At 62.9% G+C, this 16,281-nt stretch carries 14 protein-coding genes; 10 read left to right on the top strand and 4 right to left on the bottom strand.

Features of this window, described 5'->3' with window-relative positions; all coding sequences use genetic code 11:
* Positions 1-12: 12 nt before the first annotated feature.
* Positions 13-1,293 (bottom strand): NAD(P)/FAD-dependent oxidoreductase, encoded by a 1,281-nt coding sequence (locus NKI99_RS01130; RefSeq protein WP_023808701.1) that lies wholly within the window; start codon positions 1,291-1,293, stop codon positions 13-15.
* Positions 1,294-1,529: 236 nt separating this feature from the next.
* Here NKI99_RS01130 and NKI99_RS01125 point away from each other — a divergent pair, with 236 nt between their 5' ends.
* The 5 genes from NKI99_RS01125 (at position 1,530) to NKI99_RS01105 (ending at position 7,060) form a co-directional block, all read left to right on the top strand.
* Positions 1,530-2,687, top strand: coding sequence for a fumarylacetoacetate hydrolase family protein (locus NKI99_RS01125; RefSeq protein WP_023808702.1), 1,158 nt, complete (start codon positions 1,530-1,532; stop codon positions 2,685-2,687).
* A gap of 328 nt (positions 2,688-3,015) precedes the next feature.
* Positions 3,016-3,951: a substrate-binding domain-containing protein gene (locus NKI99_RS01120; RefSeq protein ID WP_023808703.1), complete on the top strand. Its 936-nt coding sequence runs from the start codon at positions 3,016-3,018 to the stop codon at positions 3,949-3,951.
* A gap of 114 nt (positions 3,952-4,065) precedes the next feature.
* Positions 4,066-5,052, top strand: a complete 987-nt coding sequence (locus NKI99_RS01115; RefSeq protein ID WP_128302453.1) for an ABC transporter permease — start codon at positions 4,066-4,068, stop codon at positions 5,050-5,052.
* Between the two features lie 3 nt (positions 5,053-5,055).
* Positions 5,056-5,847, top strand: a complete 792-nt coding sequence (locus NKI99_RS01110) for an ATP-binding cassette domain-containing protein (protein WP_023808705.1) — start codon at positions 5,056-5,058, stop codon at positions 5,845-5,847.
* A gap of 190 nt (positions 5,848-6,037) precedes the next feature.
* Positions 6,038-7,060 carry a LacI family DNA-binding transcriptional regulator gene (locus NKI99_RS01105; RefSeq protein WP_128302452.1) on the top strand — a complete coding sequence of 341 codons (1,023 nt, stop codon included), beginning with the start codon at positions 6,038-6,040 and terminating at the stop codon, positions 7,058-7,060.
* Between the two features lie 323 nt (positions 7,061-7,383).
* Here the strand turns inward: NKI99_RS01105 and NKI99_RS01100 are convergent, their stop codons facing one another.
* Positions 7,384-7,974: a TetR/AcrR family transcriptional regulator gene (locus tag NKI99_RS01100; protein ID WP_023808707.1), complete on the bottom strand. Its 591-nt coding sequence runs from the start codon at positions 7,972-7,974 to the stop codon at positions 7,384-7,386.
* 243 nt (positions 7,975-8,217) lie between these two features.
* Between NKI99_RS01100 and NKI99_RS01095 the strand changes: the two genes are divergently transcribed.
* From NKI99_RS01095 to NKI99_RS01085, 3 genes are read left to right on the top strand one after another with little or no spacing between them, the layout of a single operon-like run.
* Entirely contained in the window at positions 8,218-8,472 is a 255-nt protein-coding gene (locus NKI99_RS01095) for a hypothetical protein (protein WP_023808708.1), read from the top strand.
* Positions 8,466-11,642 carry an efflux RND transporter permease subunit gene (locus NKI99_RS01090; protein ID WP_352440017.1) on the top strand — a complete coding sequence of 1,059 codons (3,177 nt, stop codon included), beginning with the start codon at positions 8,466-8,468 and terminating at the stop codon, positions 11,640-11,642. The genes NKI99_RS01095 and NKI99_RS01090 overlap by 7 nt, the downstream gene beginning before the upstream one ends.
* A 15-nt stretch (positions 11,643-11,657) precedes the next feature.
* Positions 11,658-12,809, top strand: coding sequence for an efflux RND transporter periplasmic adaptor subunit (locus tag NKI99_RS01085; RefSeq protein WP_352609395.1), 1,152 nt, complete (start codon positions 11,658-11,660; stop codon positions 12,807-12,809).
* Positions 12,810-12,917: 108 nt separating this feature from the next.
* Here the strand turns inward: NKI99_RS01085 and NKI99_RS01080 are convergent, their stop codons facing one another.
* Together NKI99_RS01080 and NKI99_RS01075 are read right to left on the bottom strand one after the other, a co-directional pair.
* Entirely contained in the window at positions 12,918-13,616 is a 699-nt protein-coding gene (locus NKI99_RS01080) for a molybdate ABC transporter substrate-binding protein (protein WP_352609393.1), read from the bottom strand.
* Complete coding sequence (locus tag NKI99_RS01075) at positions 13,613-14,575, bottom strand: LysR substrate-binding domain-containing protein (protein ID WP_352609392.1); 963 nt, start codon at positions 14,573-14,575, stop codon at positions 13,613-13,615. Before NKI99_RS01075 ends, NKI99_RS01080 begins: the two co-directional genes overlap by 4 nt.
* Positions 14,576-14,666: 91 nt before the next feature.
* Between NKI99_RS01075 and NKI99_RS01070 the strand changes: the two genes are divergently transcribed.
* Both NKI99_RS01070 and NKI99_RS01065 read left to right on the top strand, forming a co-directional pair.
* The gene (locus NKI99_RS01070) at positions 14,667-15,455 is read left to right on the top strand and encodes a HalD/BesD family halogenase (RefSeq protein WP_352609391.1); all 789 of its coding nucleotides are present in this window, start codon (positions 14,667-14,669) and stop codon (positions 15,453-15,455) included.
* A 106-nt stretch (positions 15,456-15,561) separates the two neighbouring features.
* Positions 15,562-16,254 carry a GntR family transcriptional regulator gene (locus tag NKI99_RS01065; protein WP_023808713.1) on the top strand — a complete coding sequence of 231 codons (693 nt, stop codon included), beginning with the start codon at positions 15,562-15,564 and terminating at the stop codon, positions 16,252-16,254.
* Positions 16,255-16,281 lie beyond the last annotated feature (27 nt).

The following is a 16,281-nucleotide window of genomic DNA, read 5'->3' as shown; positions in this document are numbered from 1 at the left end:
GAATTGCTTTGGTCAGCGCTCCAACGCATCGAGCAGCCGGTACCAGGCGATGGTCGCGGCGACGCCGACTTGGCGGAAGGCGTGAAACGGGATCGGTCGGATCGGCGAGACCGGGAAGGGCAAATGCCTGGCGTCGCCACTTTGGAGATAGCCGGCGATGCGCTCGCCAAGAGCGGTCATCAGGCCGACACCACGACCCTGGCAGCCGACCACGGCGAGCAGGCCCTGCTCCGGCTCGTGGATGTGCGGCAGATGGTCCGGCGTCATCGCCACGCGGCCGAACCAGCGCTTCTCGATGGCGATGCCGGACAGCATGGGATAGAGCCGCCGCAGCGCCCGCTCGAGATGCGCCCAGTCGCTGGCGCTCGTCGGCAGCGCCATGCGACCCCGCCCGCCAAGCACCAGCCGGCCGTCGGCGCTCTTGCGGTAGTAGACGAGGATGCGCCTGGAGTCCGACACCGCCTGCCCTTCCGGCAGGATCGGGGCCGCCTGACCGGACGACAGCGGTGCTGTGGCGATCTGAAAAGAATGCAGCGGCACGATCGTCTGCGCAAGGCCGGGGATCAGACCGTCCGTATGGGCGTTGGTCGCCAGAACGACCGCCTTTGCCTGCAATTCCAGGCCATTTTCGGTCGAAATACGCCAAACGCCGGCGGTCTTGGTGAGCCGCACGACCTTTTCGCGCTCGGCTACCCTCACGCCAGCCGCGGTCGCGACACGGGCGAGTTCAGATGTGTAAGCGAGCGGATCGATAACACCGGCGCGGCGATCGAGCCAGCCGCCGAGATAGCCCTGCGCACCGGTCTTGGCCGCGATCTCCGCTGCGTTCAGCAACTGGACATCCGCGCCCCGTGCGCGCCATTGCCGGTCACGGTTTCCCGCCGCCTTCAGCGCGGCCTCGGTGTGCGCCGCCTGGATCCAGCCATTGCGAACGAACGGCACCGCCAGCTTCTCGTCGCGGATCAGCTCGAACACCGCATCGGCGGTCGACGCCGCAAAATTGACAAGCGCCTCGCCGCGCTCAAGGCCAAAATGCTCCAGCAGCCATTCCGGATCGTATTTCAGGCCGGGAATGACCTGACCGCCATTCAAGCCTGATGCGCCCTGGCCGATCTCGCCGGCGTCCAGCACCTGCACCGACAGGCCAAGCCGGGCGGCATGCAAGGCGGTCGATAAGCCCATGATGCCACCGCCAACAATGGCGAGATCGACACGTTCGCCATTGGGAAGCGATTGAAACGTGGAAGCTGCCTGTGGCTTGAGCCAGATCGGATCGGAGAATGCTGTCGCCAAGGGTCACCTGAATGCGCTGCGATTGGTGAAAATCCTAGTCAGAATTTCACATTTTTGAAAGAGCACTCCGGCTTTCGTCTGTGGACTGCCGCCGAGGCGATCGGAGACCCAGAGTTCCGATCGCCTGCGACGGGATAGACCTTTGACGGGAATCCGGTGAAAGTGCCGCGCCGATCCGGCCGCCCACATTGACGATCACTTCGCCACATTGTCGATCACTCAGAGGACAGAGCGCTATGACGAACCCGACCCACCTGCCCACCGAGGGCCTTTTTGTCGGACGCGCCAGAGGTAGCGATGCCGCATACCCGCTGGTCGTCACGGTGCGCGATGGCACGGTCTTCGACATCACCTCGCGTGCGGCACCAACCATGCGAGACCTTTGCGAGATGGCTGACCCCGCTGGGCATGTCCGCTCGGCCGAGGGCAGACCGATCGGATCGCTCGATGACATCGCCGCCAACAGTTTTGAGACCGGGCGCGATCCAGCAAAACCCTACCTGCTCTCCCCGGTCGACCTGCAGGCGGTCAAGGCATCGGGCGTCACCTTCGTCGTCAGCCTGCTGGAACGGGTGATCGAGGAACAGGCGCGCGGTTCGGCTGAAAAAGCCGACGCCATCCGCGCCGACATCGCAGGACTGATCGGCCACGATCTGTCGAAGCTGAAACCCGGTTCGCCCGAAGCGATGGAGATCAAGGCCAAGCTGATTTCGCGCGGCGCCTGGTCGCAATATCTGGAAGTGGGCATCGGCCCCGACGCCGAGATCTTCACCAAGTGCCAGCCGATGGCCTCGGTGGGCTTCGGCGCCGATGTCGGGCTGCACCCGGTGTCGACCTGGAACAATCCGGAACCCGAGATCGCCATGATCGCCGCCTCCAGCGGCAGGATCGTCGGCGCCACCATCGGCAACGACGTCAATCTGCGCGACGTCGAAGGGCGTTCGGCGCTGCTGCTCGGCAAGGCCAAGGACAACAATGCCTCGGCCTCGCTCGGTCCCTTCATCCGCCTGTTCGACGACAAATTCTCCATCGATGACGTCAAGCGCGCCGTCGTGCGCCTGAAAGTCGAGGGCGAGGACGGGTTCTCGTTGGAGGGCGCAAGCTCGATGGCCGAGATCAGCCGCTCGCCGGAGGAACTGGTCGCCGCGGCAATGGGGCCGCACCACCAGTATCCGGACGGGCTGGCGCTTTATCTCGGCACCATGTTCGTTCCGTCCAAGGATCGAGGCGAGAAGGGCAAGGGGTTTACTCACAAGGTCGGCGACATCGTCACCATCTCGTCGGAGAAATTCGGTGCGCTGGTCAACCGGGTGCGGCTCTCGCCCGACTGCCCGCACTGGACCTATGGCGCCAGCCATCTGATGCGGGAGCTAGCCAGAGCCGATCTGATCTAGCAACTGGTATCGTCGACGCCCTGCCAGGGCGCTACGGACCTGGTCCCGTGGGCGTAGGATGATCGCCGGCGTGACCCTTGTCGACGCAGGCCGCGTTCGCGCGACCCGAAACAATCCCACCAATTATCCGACAGTCGGAAAATCACCTCAACTGATGCAATCTGATGGGGCAGCTGATGACGACCCGTCAGGCGCCCACTACACCTGCAAATGGAGGCTTGCCATCCGTCGAAAAAGGGGATGCTCTGACGCATTCAACCGGCGCTGGCAAAAGATGCTGAACAAGGGACGGATTTTGAACTGACCATCTACAACGGGAGGAAATCAAATGCTGACACGGCTAAGACTTGTTCTATACGGCCTGTTGGTGGCGCTGATGGTGATACCAGCAGCGGCACAGGCCAAGACGTTCTACTGGATTTCGCATGGCGGCCCGGCCGATCCGGTCTGGACCTACTTCCTGGCCGGCGCCAAGCAATGGGCCAAGGATACCGGCAACACGGTCAACACCTCGTTCCACAATGGCGACGTCGCCTCACAGCAAGAAGCGGTTCGCGCCGCCCTCTCCGCCAAGGCCGACGGTATCGTCACCACGAGCCCTGATCCGGGCAGCCTGATCGAGATCGTCAAGGAAGCGCGGGCGGCGAAAGTGCCGATCATCAATTTCAACACGCCCGACCCGAAAGCCGACTTCAACGCCTATGTCGGCGGCGACAATGTCACCTTCGGCAAACACTGGGCGCAGTATCTGGTCGACAAAGGCCTGGTGAAGAAGGGCGACTTCGTCTGGATGCCGGTCGAGATCCCCGGCGCCACCTATGGCGTGCAGGAAGAGGAAGGCATCAAGAGCGTCTTCGAGCCGCTCGGCATCACCTATGAAATCACCGAAGCGACGCTCGACCAGGCTGAAGTGATCAACCGCATGGTCGACTACCTCACTGCCAACAAAGCCAAGGTCAAGGCGATCATCGGCCTGGGCGATCTCGTCACCGGCTCGATCAAGCGGGTGTTCGACCAGGTCGGCATCAAGCCGGGCGAAATCCCGGTTGTCGGCTGGGGCAACTCGCTCGACACCACCCAGGAAGTGCTGAACGGCTATGTCAATGCCGGCCAGTGGCAGGACCCGCAGGCGACCAGCTATGTCGCGCTTTCGCTGGCCAATATGGCCGCCGGCGGCATTCCTCCGGGCTTCAACGTCATCACCGGCGCGCTCTACGAAAAAGACACCGCGCAGATCTACGACGACATCCTGTCCGGCAAGTAACATCCAATCTCAACAGTCGCGGCCGCCCAACGGTCGCGACTGGCTCTCCATTTCGCCGAGCCCTTCGCACGCGATGTGCAACGCTCAGCCTTCCACTCATGTCGCGGATTGCCTGTGGAAAATCATTCGCTCGTCCAACGCCTGATCGCACGGCCGGAATTCGGCCCTTTCGTGCTGCTCGTCGTCGAGATCGCCGTTTTCTGGAGTTTCAACCACGACTTCCTGTCGCCGCAGAATATCTCCAATACGCTGGCCTTCACGGTCGAGCTCGGCCTGATCGCGCTGGCGATGACGCTGTTGATGACGTCGGGCGAGTTCGACCTCTCGGTCGGTTCCCTGTTCGGCTTCTCGCCGGTCTTGATGTGGACCCTGTTCAACAGCGGGCTGACCTCCCTTGAGGTCGGCTTTGTCGCCGCGCTGCTGGTCGCCGCCATCATCGGGCTGGTCAATGGCTGGTTCGTGACGCAGCTCAAGATCCCATCCTTCCTGGTGACGCTCGGCATGCTGCTTGTGGTGCGCGGCACCGCCCTTTTCGTCACCGACGGTTTTCCGCAGCGCACCTGGAGTGCGGAGGGCAGCTGGCTGGCCGAAGCGCTGGTCGGCGATTTCTTCATCGGACCGTTCCGCATCTACATGTCGCTGTTCTGGTTCATCGCCGCGGCGATCGCGCTCGGCTATGTGCTGACGCAAAGCCGCACCGGCAACTGGATCCAGGCGGCCGGCGGCAACCCGAGTGCTGCAAGGGCGCGCGGCGTCAATGTCAGCGGCGTCAAGATCGGCCTGTTCGTGCTGTCGTCGGTCATGGCTTCGCTTGCCGGCGTCATCTCGTCGCTGCGCACCTCGGCGGCCAACCCCAACAGCGGCACCGGCTATGAACTGGAAGTCATCGCCATGGTGGTGATCGGCGGTACCGCGCTAACCGGCGGGCGCGGCACGATCATCGGCACCGTGCTCGGCATCCTGATCCTGCGCGTGATGCGCAACGGCATCGTGCTGATCGGCGTGCCCGGTCTTGCCTACAACATCTTCATCGGCGCCATCATCCTTGGCATGATGGCGCTGCATTCATGGCTGGAACGCCGGCATCAGGCAGGGACTTGAACCATGGCCGAGCCACTGATCCGCATGACGAACATCCGCAAGTCCTACGGCCGCGTGCAGGCGCTGGAGGATGCCAATTTCCACGTCAATGAACGGGAGATCGTCGGCTTGCTCGGCGACAATGGCGCCGGCAAGTCGACGCTGATCAAGGTGCTCTCGGGTGCCGTTCCGCTGACCAGCGGCGACATCTTCATCCGCGGCAACAAGGTGAGCCTGCGCAGCACCAGCGACGCCATCGCCCACGGCATCGAGACCATCTACCAGGACTCGGCGCTGGTCACGCAACTGTCGATCGCCCGCAATCTGTTCCTCGGACGCGAGCCGATCAAGTCGCCGCGCTTTCTCAACCGGATGGACCAGGACGCGATGAACACGGTTGCCCGCGACTTGCTCAAGCAGGTCGGCATCTCGAAGAACATCCCGCCGACGACGCCGATCGGCTCGCTCTCCGGCGGCGAGCGCCAGGCGGTGGCGATCGCGCGCGCCATGCATTTCGACAGCGACCTGATCATTCTCGACGAGCCGACCAACAATCTCGGCGTCGCCGAAACACAGGGTGTGCTGAGCTTCGTGCGCAGCGCCCGCGATTCCGGCCATTCCTGCATTTTCATCGCCCACAACATCCACCATGTCTTCCAGGTGGTCGACCGCATCGTCGTCATGCGCCGGGGCAAGGTGGTTGCTGACGACATAGACCCCAAGAAGACCAGCGTGGCGGAGGTCGAACGGATCATTACCGGCATGTCGGACAAGGAGATCCGCGATGCCATCGCCGATGGCAAGCCATCGCACTGAGAATGGTGATGGGCGGCAATCACCCGTCACCTCAGATCGCATCGCTTGTCTGACGCGCCATCGCATGGCGAACAGGATTGCAGCATGAAAGCCACAGTCTCGGATACCGCACGCAACTGCGGGCTGTGGGTTACGGCATGAAAGCCACTGTCTCCGATATCGCTCGTAGCTGCGGGCTGTGGGTTACGGCATGAAAGCCACTGTCTCCGATATCGCTCGTAGCTGCGGGCTATCGACCGCAACGGTCGACCGGGTGCTCAACAACCGGCCGGGTGCGAGTGCGGCCAACCGCCAGCGCGTCATGGAGGCGGCCAAGCAAGTCGGCTATCTGCCGGTCGCCGATCAGGTGACGCTACCCTCGCGGCCCGCCCACCTTGAATTCCTGCTGCCGATCGGCAGCAATGCCTTCATGCGCGATCTCGCCGGGCACATCGAGGACTACGCCGCGCGCCTGCCGCTTGTTGCCTCGTGCCGGATCCATAACCTCGCCGGTATCTCGCCGAACGCGCTGCAGAGCGCTGTCGAAAACCTTTCGCTCAGGGCCAATGGCGTCGGTGTCATCGCCGTCGATCATCCGCGTACGCGCAACATCCTGCACGACATCGTCGATGCCGGCATGCGCCTGGTGACGCTGGTGTCCGATGTTCCGGCGGCACCGCGCGCGGCCTATGTCGGCATCGACAACCGGGTGGCGGGACGAACGGCGGCGCTGCTGATGGGACGCTTCCTTGGCGGCCGTATCGGTCATCTGGCGATGGTCGTCGGCTCACGTTCCTATCGCGGCCACGAGGAACGCGAAATGGGTTTCCGCTCGGTGCTCAGTGAGGAGTTTCCCAATCTGACCGTCAGCAGCGCCGTCGAGGTCAACGACGAGCCCGATGCCAGCTACACCGAGACCATGAAGGCGCTGCACGACGAGCCGGAGCTGCTCGGCATCTATTGCGTCGGAGCTGGGCATTCGGGCGTTGCAAAGGCGATCCGCGAGGCCAGGCCGAACCGCAAGCCGGTGTTCATCTGCCACGACTTGACCAAGGACACGCGTGGTCATCTCGTCGACGACCTGCTCGATGTCGTCATCGACCAGAATGCCAGGCTGATCGCGGAACAGTCGGTCATTCGCCTGCTCGGCTCGATTGCCTCCTCGGCACCCTATCTGACGCGCAAGTTCATCGAACCGCGCTTGATCTTCAGGGAAAACGTCCCCGTGCAGTAATGCGAAATGGCTTGGCTAAACCGGGTTTCCGGATTTGTACGATAATTGGCACGGCAAATCTGCACAGCAGCTATGCAAGTTTCTTTGTTGCCGAATCGTTGGGCAACTCGTAGGTTCTGGTTGTCGGCCATCTACTCCTCCCAGATGCGATGCCGACGCTGAATGGGGTGCACCTCCTCCCGCGCCACATTCGAAAATCGAGCCCGCTGCCACCTCCTCCCGGCAGCGGGCTTTTTTCGTTTGGCCGGCAGGGATGGCGCGACACCAAAGCACGCCCAGTCATCGCAGATGGAATGACGCACGTTGACAGGCCACGGGTCCCGTCAACCGGCGGCGGCGCCCCGGAAAGAAGCGATCAATCCTTCAGCCATGCGCACGAACTGCGTGCTCGGACCTTCCGAACCCACGGTCTGTACACTAACCCGCGCACCCTCGAGCAGAAGCGACAGCGTATCGGCGAGCAGTTCAGCCTGGCCGATGCCCGCGTCCCGACATAGCGTCACAAGGCGCTCGCGCTGGGCTTCTTTGAGTTCCTTGATCACCAGCCTGGCCGGATGGTCCGGCTCGGTCAGTTCAGCGGCGGCGTTGGCCATGTCGCAGCCGCGCCCGTCCGCATTGAGCATGGCAGCCGCCTTGCGAACCCAGGCATGCAGCTGGGCAAGCTTGTCACCAGGAAATTCGGCATCGAACGCATCCCACATAGCGCCGGCCTTGGCCGCATTGGCGCGCAGGCATTCGACGATCAGTTCGTCCTTGGATTCGAAGTGACGATAGAGCGTCATCTTGTTCGTGCCGGCAGCTTCGGTGATGGCGTCGACGCCGACGCCCTTGATGCCATGCTTGTGGAACATGTCGCGTGCCGTCTCCAGGATCCGATCCCGGGGACGAGAGCGCTCCACGATGCCGTCTGTCATCATGATCTCCTTTCGTTTCCAAAAAACCCTCGGCCACCTCTTGACTAGGGTGTTACCGGTCTGTAACTTCCAGAATGTTACTTACTGGTAACACCTATATCGTCCACCGTCAATAACAAGGCCGTGAACGGCCCTGCCAGACGAGAGGGGCGAGAAACTGCCAATCATGCGGCCTCGGCCGGTGAAGAGATTAAAAACGGTTCGCGAGCATGGGCTGCGAATCGACAGACAAGGAGCCGGCCAATGCCACAGCGCCGCGATCTTACCATAGATGAGGCCGTCCGGGATCCGATGATCCGGCTGGTCATGAAAGCCGATGGCGTCGACCCACGCGCCTTCGAGACGATGCTGCGCTCGCTTGCCGATGCGCAGCGCAACGAGGTGCCGTTGCTGCATTCGCGGGACGACCTCGGTGACAAGCGCGGTCAAAGACTGTCCAGCGTCGCCAGCGCCTTCGGGCGGGCAAGAGCAGCCGGGGAGGCTTGCGTCTCGTGGTAAACTTTTTCATCCACCGTCCGATCTTCGCCTCGGCGATCGCCATCATCATGGTGCTCGCCGGGTCGATTTGTTATTTCCTGCTGCCCGTCTCGCAGTTTCCCGACATCACGCCACCGCAGGTCGTGGTCAGCGCCCACTATCCAGGCGCCAGCGCACAAGTGGTGGCCGATACGGTGACGACGCCGCTGGAGCAGCAGATCAACGGCGTGCAGGGCATGACCTACATGTCGTCGACGAGCTCCAATGACGGCTCCTCGACCATCACCATCACCTTCGATGTCGGCTATTCGCTGAGCACCGCCGCCGTCGACGTGCAGAACCGCGTCTCGCAGGCGGCTTCGTCGCTGCCGGCGATCGTCAACCAGGGCGGCGTGACGATCAAGAAGCAGAATCCGAACTTCGTCCTCATCGTCAACCTGACCTCGCCCGACAGTTCGGTCGATCCGGTGGCACTGAGCAACCTTGCCTATCTGCAGGTGGTCGATCCGCTGAAGCGGCTGCCCGGCGTCGGCGATGTGCAGATCTTCGGCGAGCGGCGCTATTCGATGCGCGTCTGGCTCGATCCCGACAAGCTCGCCAATCTCGGCATCACCGCCGTCGATGTGCAGAACGCCATCGCCGAGCAGAATGTCCAGGTGGCGGCCGGCAAGATTGGCCAATCGCCGGCCCCGGCCGGCACCGCCTTCGAGATGCAGGTCAACGCCGTCGGCCGGTTGAGCGATCCAAAGGAATTCGGCGACATCGTCGTGCGCGCCAATACCGACACCGGCTCGCTGGTCAGGCTGCGCGACGTCGCCCGCATCGAGCTCGGCGCGCTGCAATATTCGTCGTCGGCCTTCTTCGGCAAGGACCCGACCGTGGTGCTTGCCGTCTACCAGATGCCCGGCTCCAACGCGCTCGATCTGCAGCAGCGCGTCAAGGACAAGATGCAGGAGCTGTCGGGCCGCTTCCCGAAGGGCGTGTCCTATGCGATGCACTACGACACGACGCGCTTCGTCTCGGCATCGATGCATGACGTGCTGATCACGCTCGGCGAAGCGCTGGTGCTGGTCGTCGCCGTGGTGTTCCTCTTCCTGCAAAGCTGGCGCACGACGATCATCCCGACCATCGCCATTCCGGTGTCGCTGGTGGCGACGCTGGTCGTCATGGAGATGCTCGGCTTCTCGCTCAACATGCTCTCCCTGCTCGGCATGGTGCTGGCGATCGGCCTCGTCGTCGACGACGCCATCGTCGTGGTTGAGAATGTCGAACGACAGCTGGAGGCCGGGCTCAAGCCGCTTGCGGCGACCAAGGCCGCAATGCGCGAGGTCACCGGACCGATCATCGCCACCACCGCGGTGCTGATGGCGGTGTTCGTGCCGGTCGCCTTCATTCCCGGCGTCTCCGGCAAGCTCTACAACCAGTTCGCGCTGACCGTGGCGATCTCCGTCGGCATCTCCGCCTTCAACTCATTGACGCTCAGTCCCGCGCTCAGTGCGGCCTTCCTGCGCCATCGCGGCGAGACGCAGTTCGCCCCGTTCCGCTGGTTCAACGCCGGCTTCGACAGGCTATCGCACGCCTACGCCAATGGCGTACGCATTCTCATCCGCTTGCGCTGGATCATGCTCGGCCTGTTCGCGGCCGGCCTGGTCGCCACCTACTTCGTCTGGCAGCGGCTGCCCTCGACCTTCCTTCCGGTCGAGGACCAGGGCTATTTCTTCGTCGTCATCCAGTTGCCCGACGGCGCGTCGCTGGAACGCACCGACGCGGTGGCGCAGAAGGCGCGCGACATCCTGCAGGCGACGCCCGGCGTCGAGATTGTCGGCTCGATCAGCGGCCTGAATTTCCTGACCAGTGCGGCGCAGTCGAATTCGGCGGTCGAATTCGCCATCCTGAAGCCCTGGGAGGAGCGCGGCCCCGACCAGAGCGCGTCGAAGCTCGTCGCCGATGTGCGCGGCAAGCTGATGCAGATCCCGGAAGCTTTCGCGCTGAGCTTCGATCCGCCGTCTATCCCGGGTATCGGCACCACAGGCGGCTTCGAATTCGTCGTCGAGGATCTGACCGGCCGCGGCAGTTCAGCCCTCAACGATGCGACGCAAGCCGTGATTGCCGAGGCGCGCAAGCAGCCGGAAATCAACCCGCAGCAGCTGTTCTCGCCGTTCTCGACCTCGACGCCGCAGTTCAACTACGACCTCGACCGCAGCAAGGCCAAACTGCTCGGCCTCAACCTGCCCGATGTCTTCAACACGCTGCAGATCTATCTCGGCTCGCTCTACGTCAACGACTTCAACCTGTTCGGCCGCACCTTCCGGGTGACCATCCAGGCCGACAAGGATGCACGTGCGGGTGCCGCCGACATTTCGCGGCTCTATGTGCGCAATGCCTCCGGCGGCATGGTGCCGCTCTCGACGCTGGGCAAACTCGTGCCCTTCGTCGGCCCGGAGACCGTCCCGCATTACAACAACAATGCCTCGGCCTCGATCAATGGCGGTGCCGCACCCGGCTTTTCCTCAGGCCAGGCGGTTGCCGCGATGGAACGGGCCGCTGCCATTGCGCTGCCAAGGGATTTCGGTTTCGAATGGACCGGCATCACCTTCCAGGAGCTCAAGGCAGGATCGATCGCGTCCGTCGTCTTCGGCCTCGCCATCGTCTTCGTCTTCCTGATCCTGGCGATGCAATATGAGAGCTGGGCGATGCCGTTCATGGTGCTGTTGGCGGTGCCACTGGCCCTGTTCGGCGCCTTCGTAGCCTTGTTGCTGCGCGGCATGCAGATCGACGTCTACTCGCAGATCGGCTTCGTCATGCTGATCGGCCTGGCGGCCAAGAACGCGATCCTGATCGTCGAGTTCGCAAGGCGACGGCGCGAGGAAGGCCTCAGCATCGTCGACGCGGCGATGGAGGCGGCACGGCTCAGGCTGCGGCCGATCCTGATGACGGCCTTCGCCTTCATCCTCGGCGTGCTGCCGCTGATGTTTGCGACCGGCGCCGGTGCGGCAAGCCGGCAGTCGATCGGCACCACCGTGTTCGGCGGCATGGTCGCGGCGACCATCCTGTCGCTGGTGTTCGTGCCGGTGTTCTACGCGGTCATCGAACAGCTGCGCGAACGCCGCGGCAGTGACGAGCCCGCCTCTCAAGATAATGAACCAACGACTGAGCACGCTATCCCGCCCCTGGCGGAAGCGGCCGAATAAGATTGGAGACTGATCATGCGTAAATGGAAAATCGCGTTGGGAACGGCTGTCGCGCTGGGAGCGATCTCGGTGGCCAGCGTCCATCTGCTCGACATGGGCAACCTCAGCCTCAATGCCGGCACGGCCGCGGCGACGCCTGCTCCGGCGGCATTCGTCATGCCTGTGCCGGTGGTCAGTGTCGTCAAGAAGACGATCCCGATCTACCTGGACTATGCCGCGCGGACGGAACCGATCCGCAGCATCACCTTGCAGGCCCGGATTCCGGGCTATCTGCAGGAGCAGACTGCAGCCGACGGCGTCGACGTCCGGCAAGGCGACCTTCTCTACAAGATCTCGCCTGACGACTTCCAGGCGGCTCTCGACCAGGCCAAGGCGCAAGTGCAGCGCGACACGGCGACGCTCGACTATGCCCGGTCCAATCTCGGTCGCGGCACCGAGCTCGCCAAGAGCGGCTACCTCGCCAAGGACGGTTTCGACCAGCGCACCAGCACCTTGCGCGAGGCGCAGGCGTCGCTGGCGGTCAACCAGGCGGCGGTCCGCACGGCAGAGCTCAATTTGAGCTATGCCGAAATCCGCGCGCCGTTTGGCGGACGTTTGGGCCGCAACCAGGCCTCGGTCGGAACGCTGGTCAGCGTCGCCGGCACCGTGCTCAACACGCTGGTGCAGCTCGATCCGATCTACGTCACCTTCAATCCGAGCGAGACGGATCTGGCCGAGATCGAGCAGGCTCGTGCGAACGGCCCGATCGAGGTCGAGGTCCTGCTTCCCGGCGAGACCGAGGCCAGCCAGAAGGGTGAACTCACCTTCATCGACAATTCGGTCGACCGTTCGACCGGCACGATCACGGCACGGGCGACGATCGGCAACGGCAAGTTCACGCTGCTGCCCGGCCAATATGTTCGGGTCCGGCTGCATGTGAGAGAGCAGGCCGACGCGCTGATGGTGCCGCAGACGGCGCTGGGCTCGAGCCAGCTCGGCAAATACCTCTTTGTCGTCGGCAAGGGCAACACGGTCGACCAGCGGCTGGTTTCGCTCGGACCGACGAGCGGCGATCAGGTCGCCATCCTCAGCGGCGTCGCCGAAGGCGACCAGGTGATCACGGGCAATCTGCAGAAGATCGGACCCGGAGCGCCTGTATCGCCGATACCGGAAAAGCCGGCTACCTGAACACCCCCGTCAGGACCCGGCTTCAGCGCGGCGCCCCGACCTTCCCACAGGTCGCGGGCGCCGCTCGACTGAGAGTTCACAATCAATGTGACTTGAGTGGGTTTTCGATTAGGCGCGCTTTTTGCCGCGCTCTACGCCCCTTGCCGCCAAGATGTCATCGACGGCTGTCGACATCAGAAATTCCGACAGGTGCTTGGCTGCGTCCGCTGGATCGGCGCTGATGCCAATGGCGAAGTCAACGTAACTTTGGAGCTCTGCCGGAAACTGACCGACAAGCATCACCTCGGGAGCGGCTGCAAGAATCGAAGTCACGGGAACGACCCCCAACTCGGCTTCACCACGGCCCACGGCCGGCGCTGTCAGCCCTCCTGGTACGGCCACCAGCTTGGGCTTCACCTCATCCGCTATTCCCAAGCGTTCCAGCAAACTGCAGAAGTAGGCGCCGCTGGTTCCTTCGCTGGCGTATGCGATTGATCCGGCGCTCTTCAATGCATGTTCGAATGCTTCCACGGACCCTATGTCGAGCGGCCGACTGCCTGCCTTGGCCGCCATCCCCATTGCTATCCGTCCAAACCCTAGCTGGCTTCCCGCCTGGACCTTTCCCGAGGCGATCAGATCTTGAACAAGGTTCGGATTGGTGATGACGAGGTCAAACGATTCCCCCGCCTCAATCTGCTTCTTAATCGTCGGATTGAGTTCCCAATTGGCGGCAACGGTCAATCCTGTGTCTGTTTCGAACCGAGAAATCACGGCAAGGACGGCGGGACGGACCGCAATAGCGCCAAAAAGCCGGATGTCGTGATTCATGGCGTACCCTGAAATCGGCCGAAACGAGCTTCCTTATGATACGCTGCGGACGCCGCTTTCGTAAGCAGTTCCACCAGGCCGGCGACATCGGCGCGGTCGGCCTTGGCCGGCGGCATGAACGCGCAATAGGGATGCCCGAGGCGGAGCGAGACGGAGGAGAGCGCGATCAAGCGGCCGGCCTGCAGATCGGGACCCGCCATGACCCGCTGGCCAAGCGCGATGCCCAGACCGAGCCTTGCCGACGCGATCGCAAGGCTGGACAGGCCGACGCGTCGCCCGTGCGACGGGTCGGGTGAGCGGCTGCCGCCGGAGGCCGCGAACCAATCCGCCCAAGTCGGGTGCGAGGCATAGTTCGGCCCCCAATTGGTGTGGATGAACTGGCTCTCGTGCAAATCCGCCAGACTGGGATCGCCATTGCCGTGCCGGTGCCAGAATTCCGGTGCACAGACCGGCAGGACATCGTCATGGACGAGACGAACAAGTTTCAGCCCGGGATAGTGATAGTCGCCATAGCTGATGCGCAGGTCGATGTTCTGGCGCATCAGGTCGACCGGATCGTCCTCGACCCGGACGTCGATCGCCATCTGCGGGAAGGCATCGAGAAGTACCGCCAGCCTCGGCGCCAGCCACAGTTCGGCCAGCGAGAACGGCACGCTGACGACCAGACGCGTCCGCACCCCGCCCTCCAGCATGCGCTGGCCTATGGCGGCGATGTCTCCTAAAGCTTTCGCTGTCTGCGGATAGATGGCGTGGCCGGCATCGGTGAGCGCGATGCGGTTGCCGCTGCGCACGAACAATTGCTTGCCGAACCAGCTCTCGAGATTACGTATCTGCTGGCTGACCGCTGCGGAGGACACGCCGAGTTCAGAGGCGGCCAGGGTGAAGCTGCCGGCGCGGGCGGCGACTTCAAAAGCCTTGATCGCATTCAGCGGCGGCAACCGTTCCACACCAAGCTCCATAAGTTTTTCTTGCCCAATCCTAATTATTTTCCGCGTTGAGAGAAAGATTTTTTTGTCGTCTCATAGGCTCGAAACCTCGGAGCTTATGATTATGAAAGACATTCTCGATCTCGACCGCTATCCGCTCGACCGCGAAGGCAGCGCCGAATGGCAGCGCCTCGTCGAGCAATCCATTGCCGCGCTTGAAGCCGACGGCATGTTCAATCTGGAAGGGTTTTTGCGTCCCGGCGTGGCGGAACAAGCCGTGCGCGAAATCCAGCCGGTGATGGCCGCGCGCTCGCATGTGCACAAGCGGATGCACAACATCTACTTCAAGCCTGACATTCCCGAGCTTGCACCCGACCATCCGGCGCTACGCAAGGTGGAGACCATCAGCCACACCGTCTGTGCCGACCAGATTCCTGGCAGTGTCGTGCTCGCCATCTACGAATACGAACCGCTACTGCGCTTCCTGGCAGCGACGATGGGCAAGCCCAGATTGCATGTCATGCAGGATTCCCTGGCCCGTACCAACGTCATGGCCTATCGCGCCGGCGAGGCTTTGAACTGGCATTTCGATCGTTCCGAATTCACGACGACGCTGTTGTTGCAGGCAGCGGAGCGTGGCGGCGACCTCGAATACCGCACCGATCTGAGGTCGGACGACAATCCGAACTATGACGGCGTCGCCAGATTGCTCGAAGGGTGTGACCCCGATTCCAAGATCCTGTGGATGAAACCGGGCACACTCAATGTCTTCCGCGGCAAGAACACCGCGCATCGCGTCACCACCGTCGAAGGCGAGCGAGAGCGCATGATCGCGGTGTTTTCCTACTATGAGAAGCCCGGCGTGATGTTCAGCGCCGAGGAGCGCGTCGGCTTCTACGGCCGCGCCGCCTGAGACCGAAGAGGCAATATGCCAGCGGCCCCAAGAATCCGAAGATGACCTCTTGTTAGATTGTCGACAATCTGCTTGTCTTGCTTTCGATTTCCCTGGGAGTGGCCGAATGGCGAAAGCGGATTTCAGTCCGATTGCGGACACGACGCGACGCGCCGAGATCGTCGCGCTGTTGCGGCGCGCGATCCTGACCGGGCAGCTCGCACCCGGCCAGAAGCTCAACGAGCTGCGGATTTCCGAACAGATGCGGGTCAGCCGCGCGCCGTTGCGCGAGGCAATGCGCGAGCTGGTGCAGGAAGGCATCCTGACCAGCATCCCCTATGCCGGCACGTTCGTCATCGAGGTCACGGCCAAGGACATCGATGATGCCTATTCGTTCAACAAAGTGATGGACGAGCTGGCCATCGAGCGGGCGTGGCCGCTGCGCGACCAGCGCTTCTTCGATGAGCTCGACCGGCGCCACGAAGCCGTGAAGCAGGCGACCCGTGCGTTGGACACGACACGCCAAATCGAAACCGCGCTGCAACTGCATGGCCTGATCTACGAATGGGCCGACAATTCGGTGCTGCTGGAAACCTGGCAGCGGCTGACCAGCCGGCTGCAGATGTATTTTGCGCTCCACCAGCATGCCCGCAATGAGCCGGTGCCGGCCGAAGACGTTCACGAAACCTATGTGCGGTTGCTGAAGGGCAAGGACATGCGTGCAGCCCAGCGCCATGCCAGGGAGCACATCGATCTCGATTTCGAGGAGTTGCTTGCCTACGCGCGCGGCCTCGAACAACGCCCGTCGAGGGGCGCCTGACCCGTTCCCAACTCACAGACAGCGGAC

Origin of the sequence: Mesorhizobium sp. M0239 (assembly GCF_040321815.1) — a bacterium.
Lineage (GTDB): Bacteria > Pseudomonadota > Alphaproteobacteria > Rhizobiales > Rhizobiaceae > Mesorhizobium.
The sequence above is the reverse complement of the archived record's forward strand: the minus strand, read 5'-3'. Positions and strand labels throughout refer to the sequence as shown.

What these genes read in the sequence shown, in the direction of transcription:
- NKI99_RS01125 (WP_023808702.1), top strand. Translation starts at nt 1,530, where the DNA reads ATGACGAACCCGACCCACCTGCCCACCGAGGGCCTTTTTGTCGGACGC.
- NKI99_RS01120 (WP_023808703.1), top strand. Translation starts at nt 3,016, where the DNA reads ATGCTGACACGGCTAAGACTTGTTCTATACGGCCTGTTGGTGGCGCTG.
- NKI99_RS01110 (WP_023808705.1), top strand. Translation starts at nt 5,056, where the DNA reads ATGGCCGAGCCACTGATCCGCATGACGAACATCCGCAAGTCCTACGGC.
- NKI99_RS01105 (WP_128302452.1), top strand. Translation starts at nt 6,038, where the DNA reads ATGAAAGCCACTGTCTCCGATATCGCTCGTAGCTGCGGGCTATCGACC.
- NKI99_RS01100 (WP_023808707.1), bottom strand. Translation starts at nt 7,974, where the DNA reads ATGACAGACGGCATCGTGGAGCGCTCTCGTCCCCGGGATCGGATCCTG.
- NKI99_RS01095 (WP_023808708.1), top strand. Translation starts at nt 8,218, where the DNA reads ATGCCACAGCGCCGCGATCTTACCATAGATGAGGCCGTCCGGGATCCG.
- NKI99_RS01085 (WP_352609395.1), top strand. Translation starts at nt 11,658, where the DNA reads ATGCGTAAATGGAAAATCGCGTTGGGAACGGCTGTCGCGCTGGGAGCG.
- NKI99_RS01080 (WP_352609393.1), bottom strand. Translation starts at nt 13,616, where the DNA reads ATGAATCACGACATCCGGCTTTTTGGCGCTATTGCGGTCCGTCCCGCC.
- NKI99_RS01075 (WP_352609392.1), bottom strand. Translation starts at nt 14,575, where the DNA reads ATGGAGCTTGGTGTGGAACGGTTGCCGCCGCTGAATGCGATCAAGGCT.
- NKI99_RS01070 (WP_352609391.1), top strand. Translation starts at nt 14,667, where the DNA reads ATGAAAGACATTCTCGATCTCGACCGCTATCCGCTCGACCGCGAAGGC.
- NKI99_RS01065 (WP_023808713.1), top strand. Translation starts at nt 15,562, where the DNA reads ATGGCGAAAGCGGATTTCAGTCCGATTGCGGACACGACGCGACGCGCC.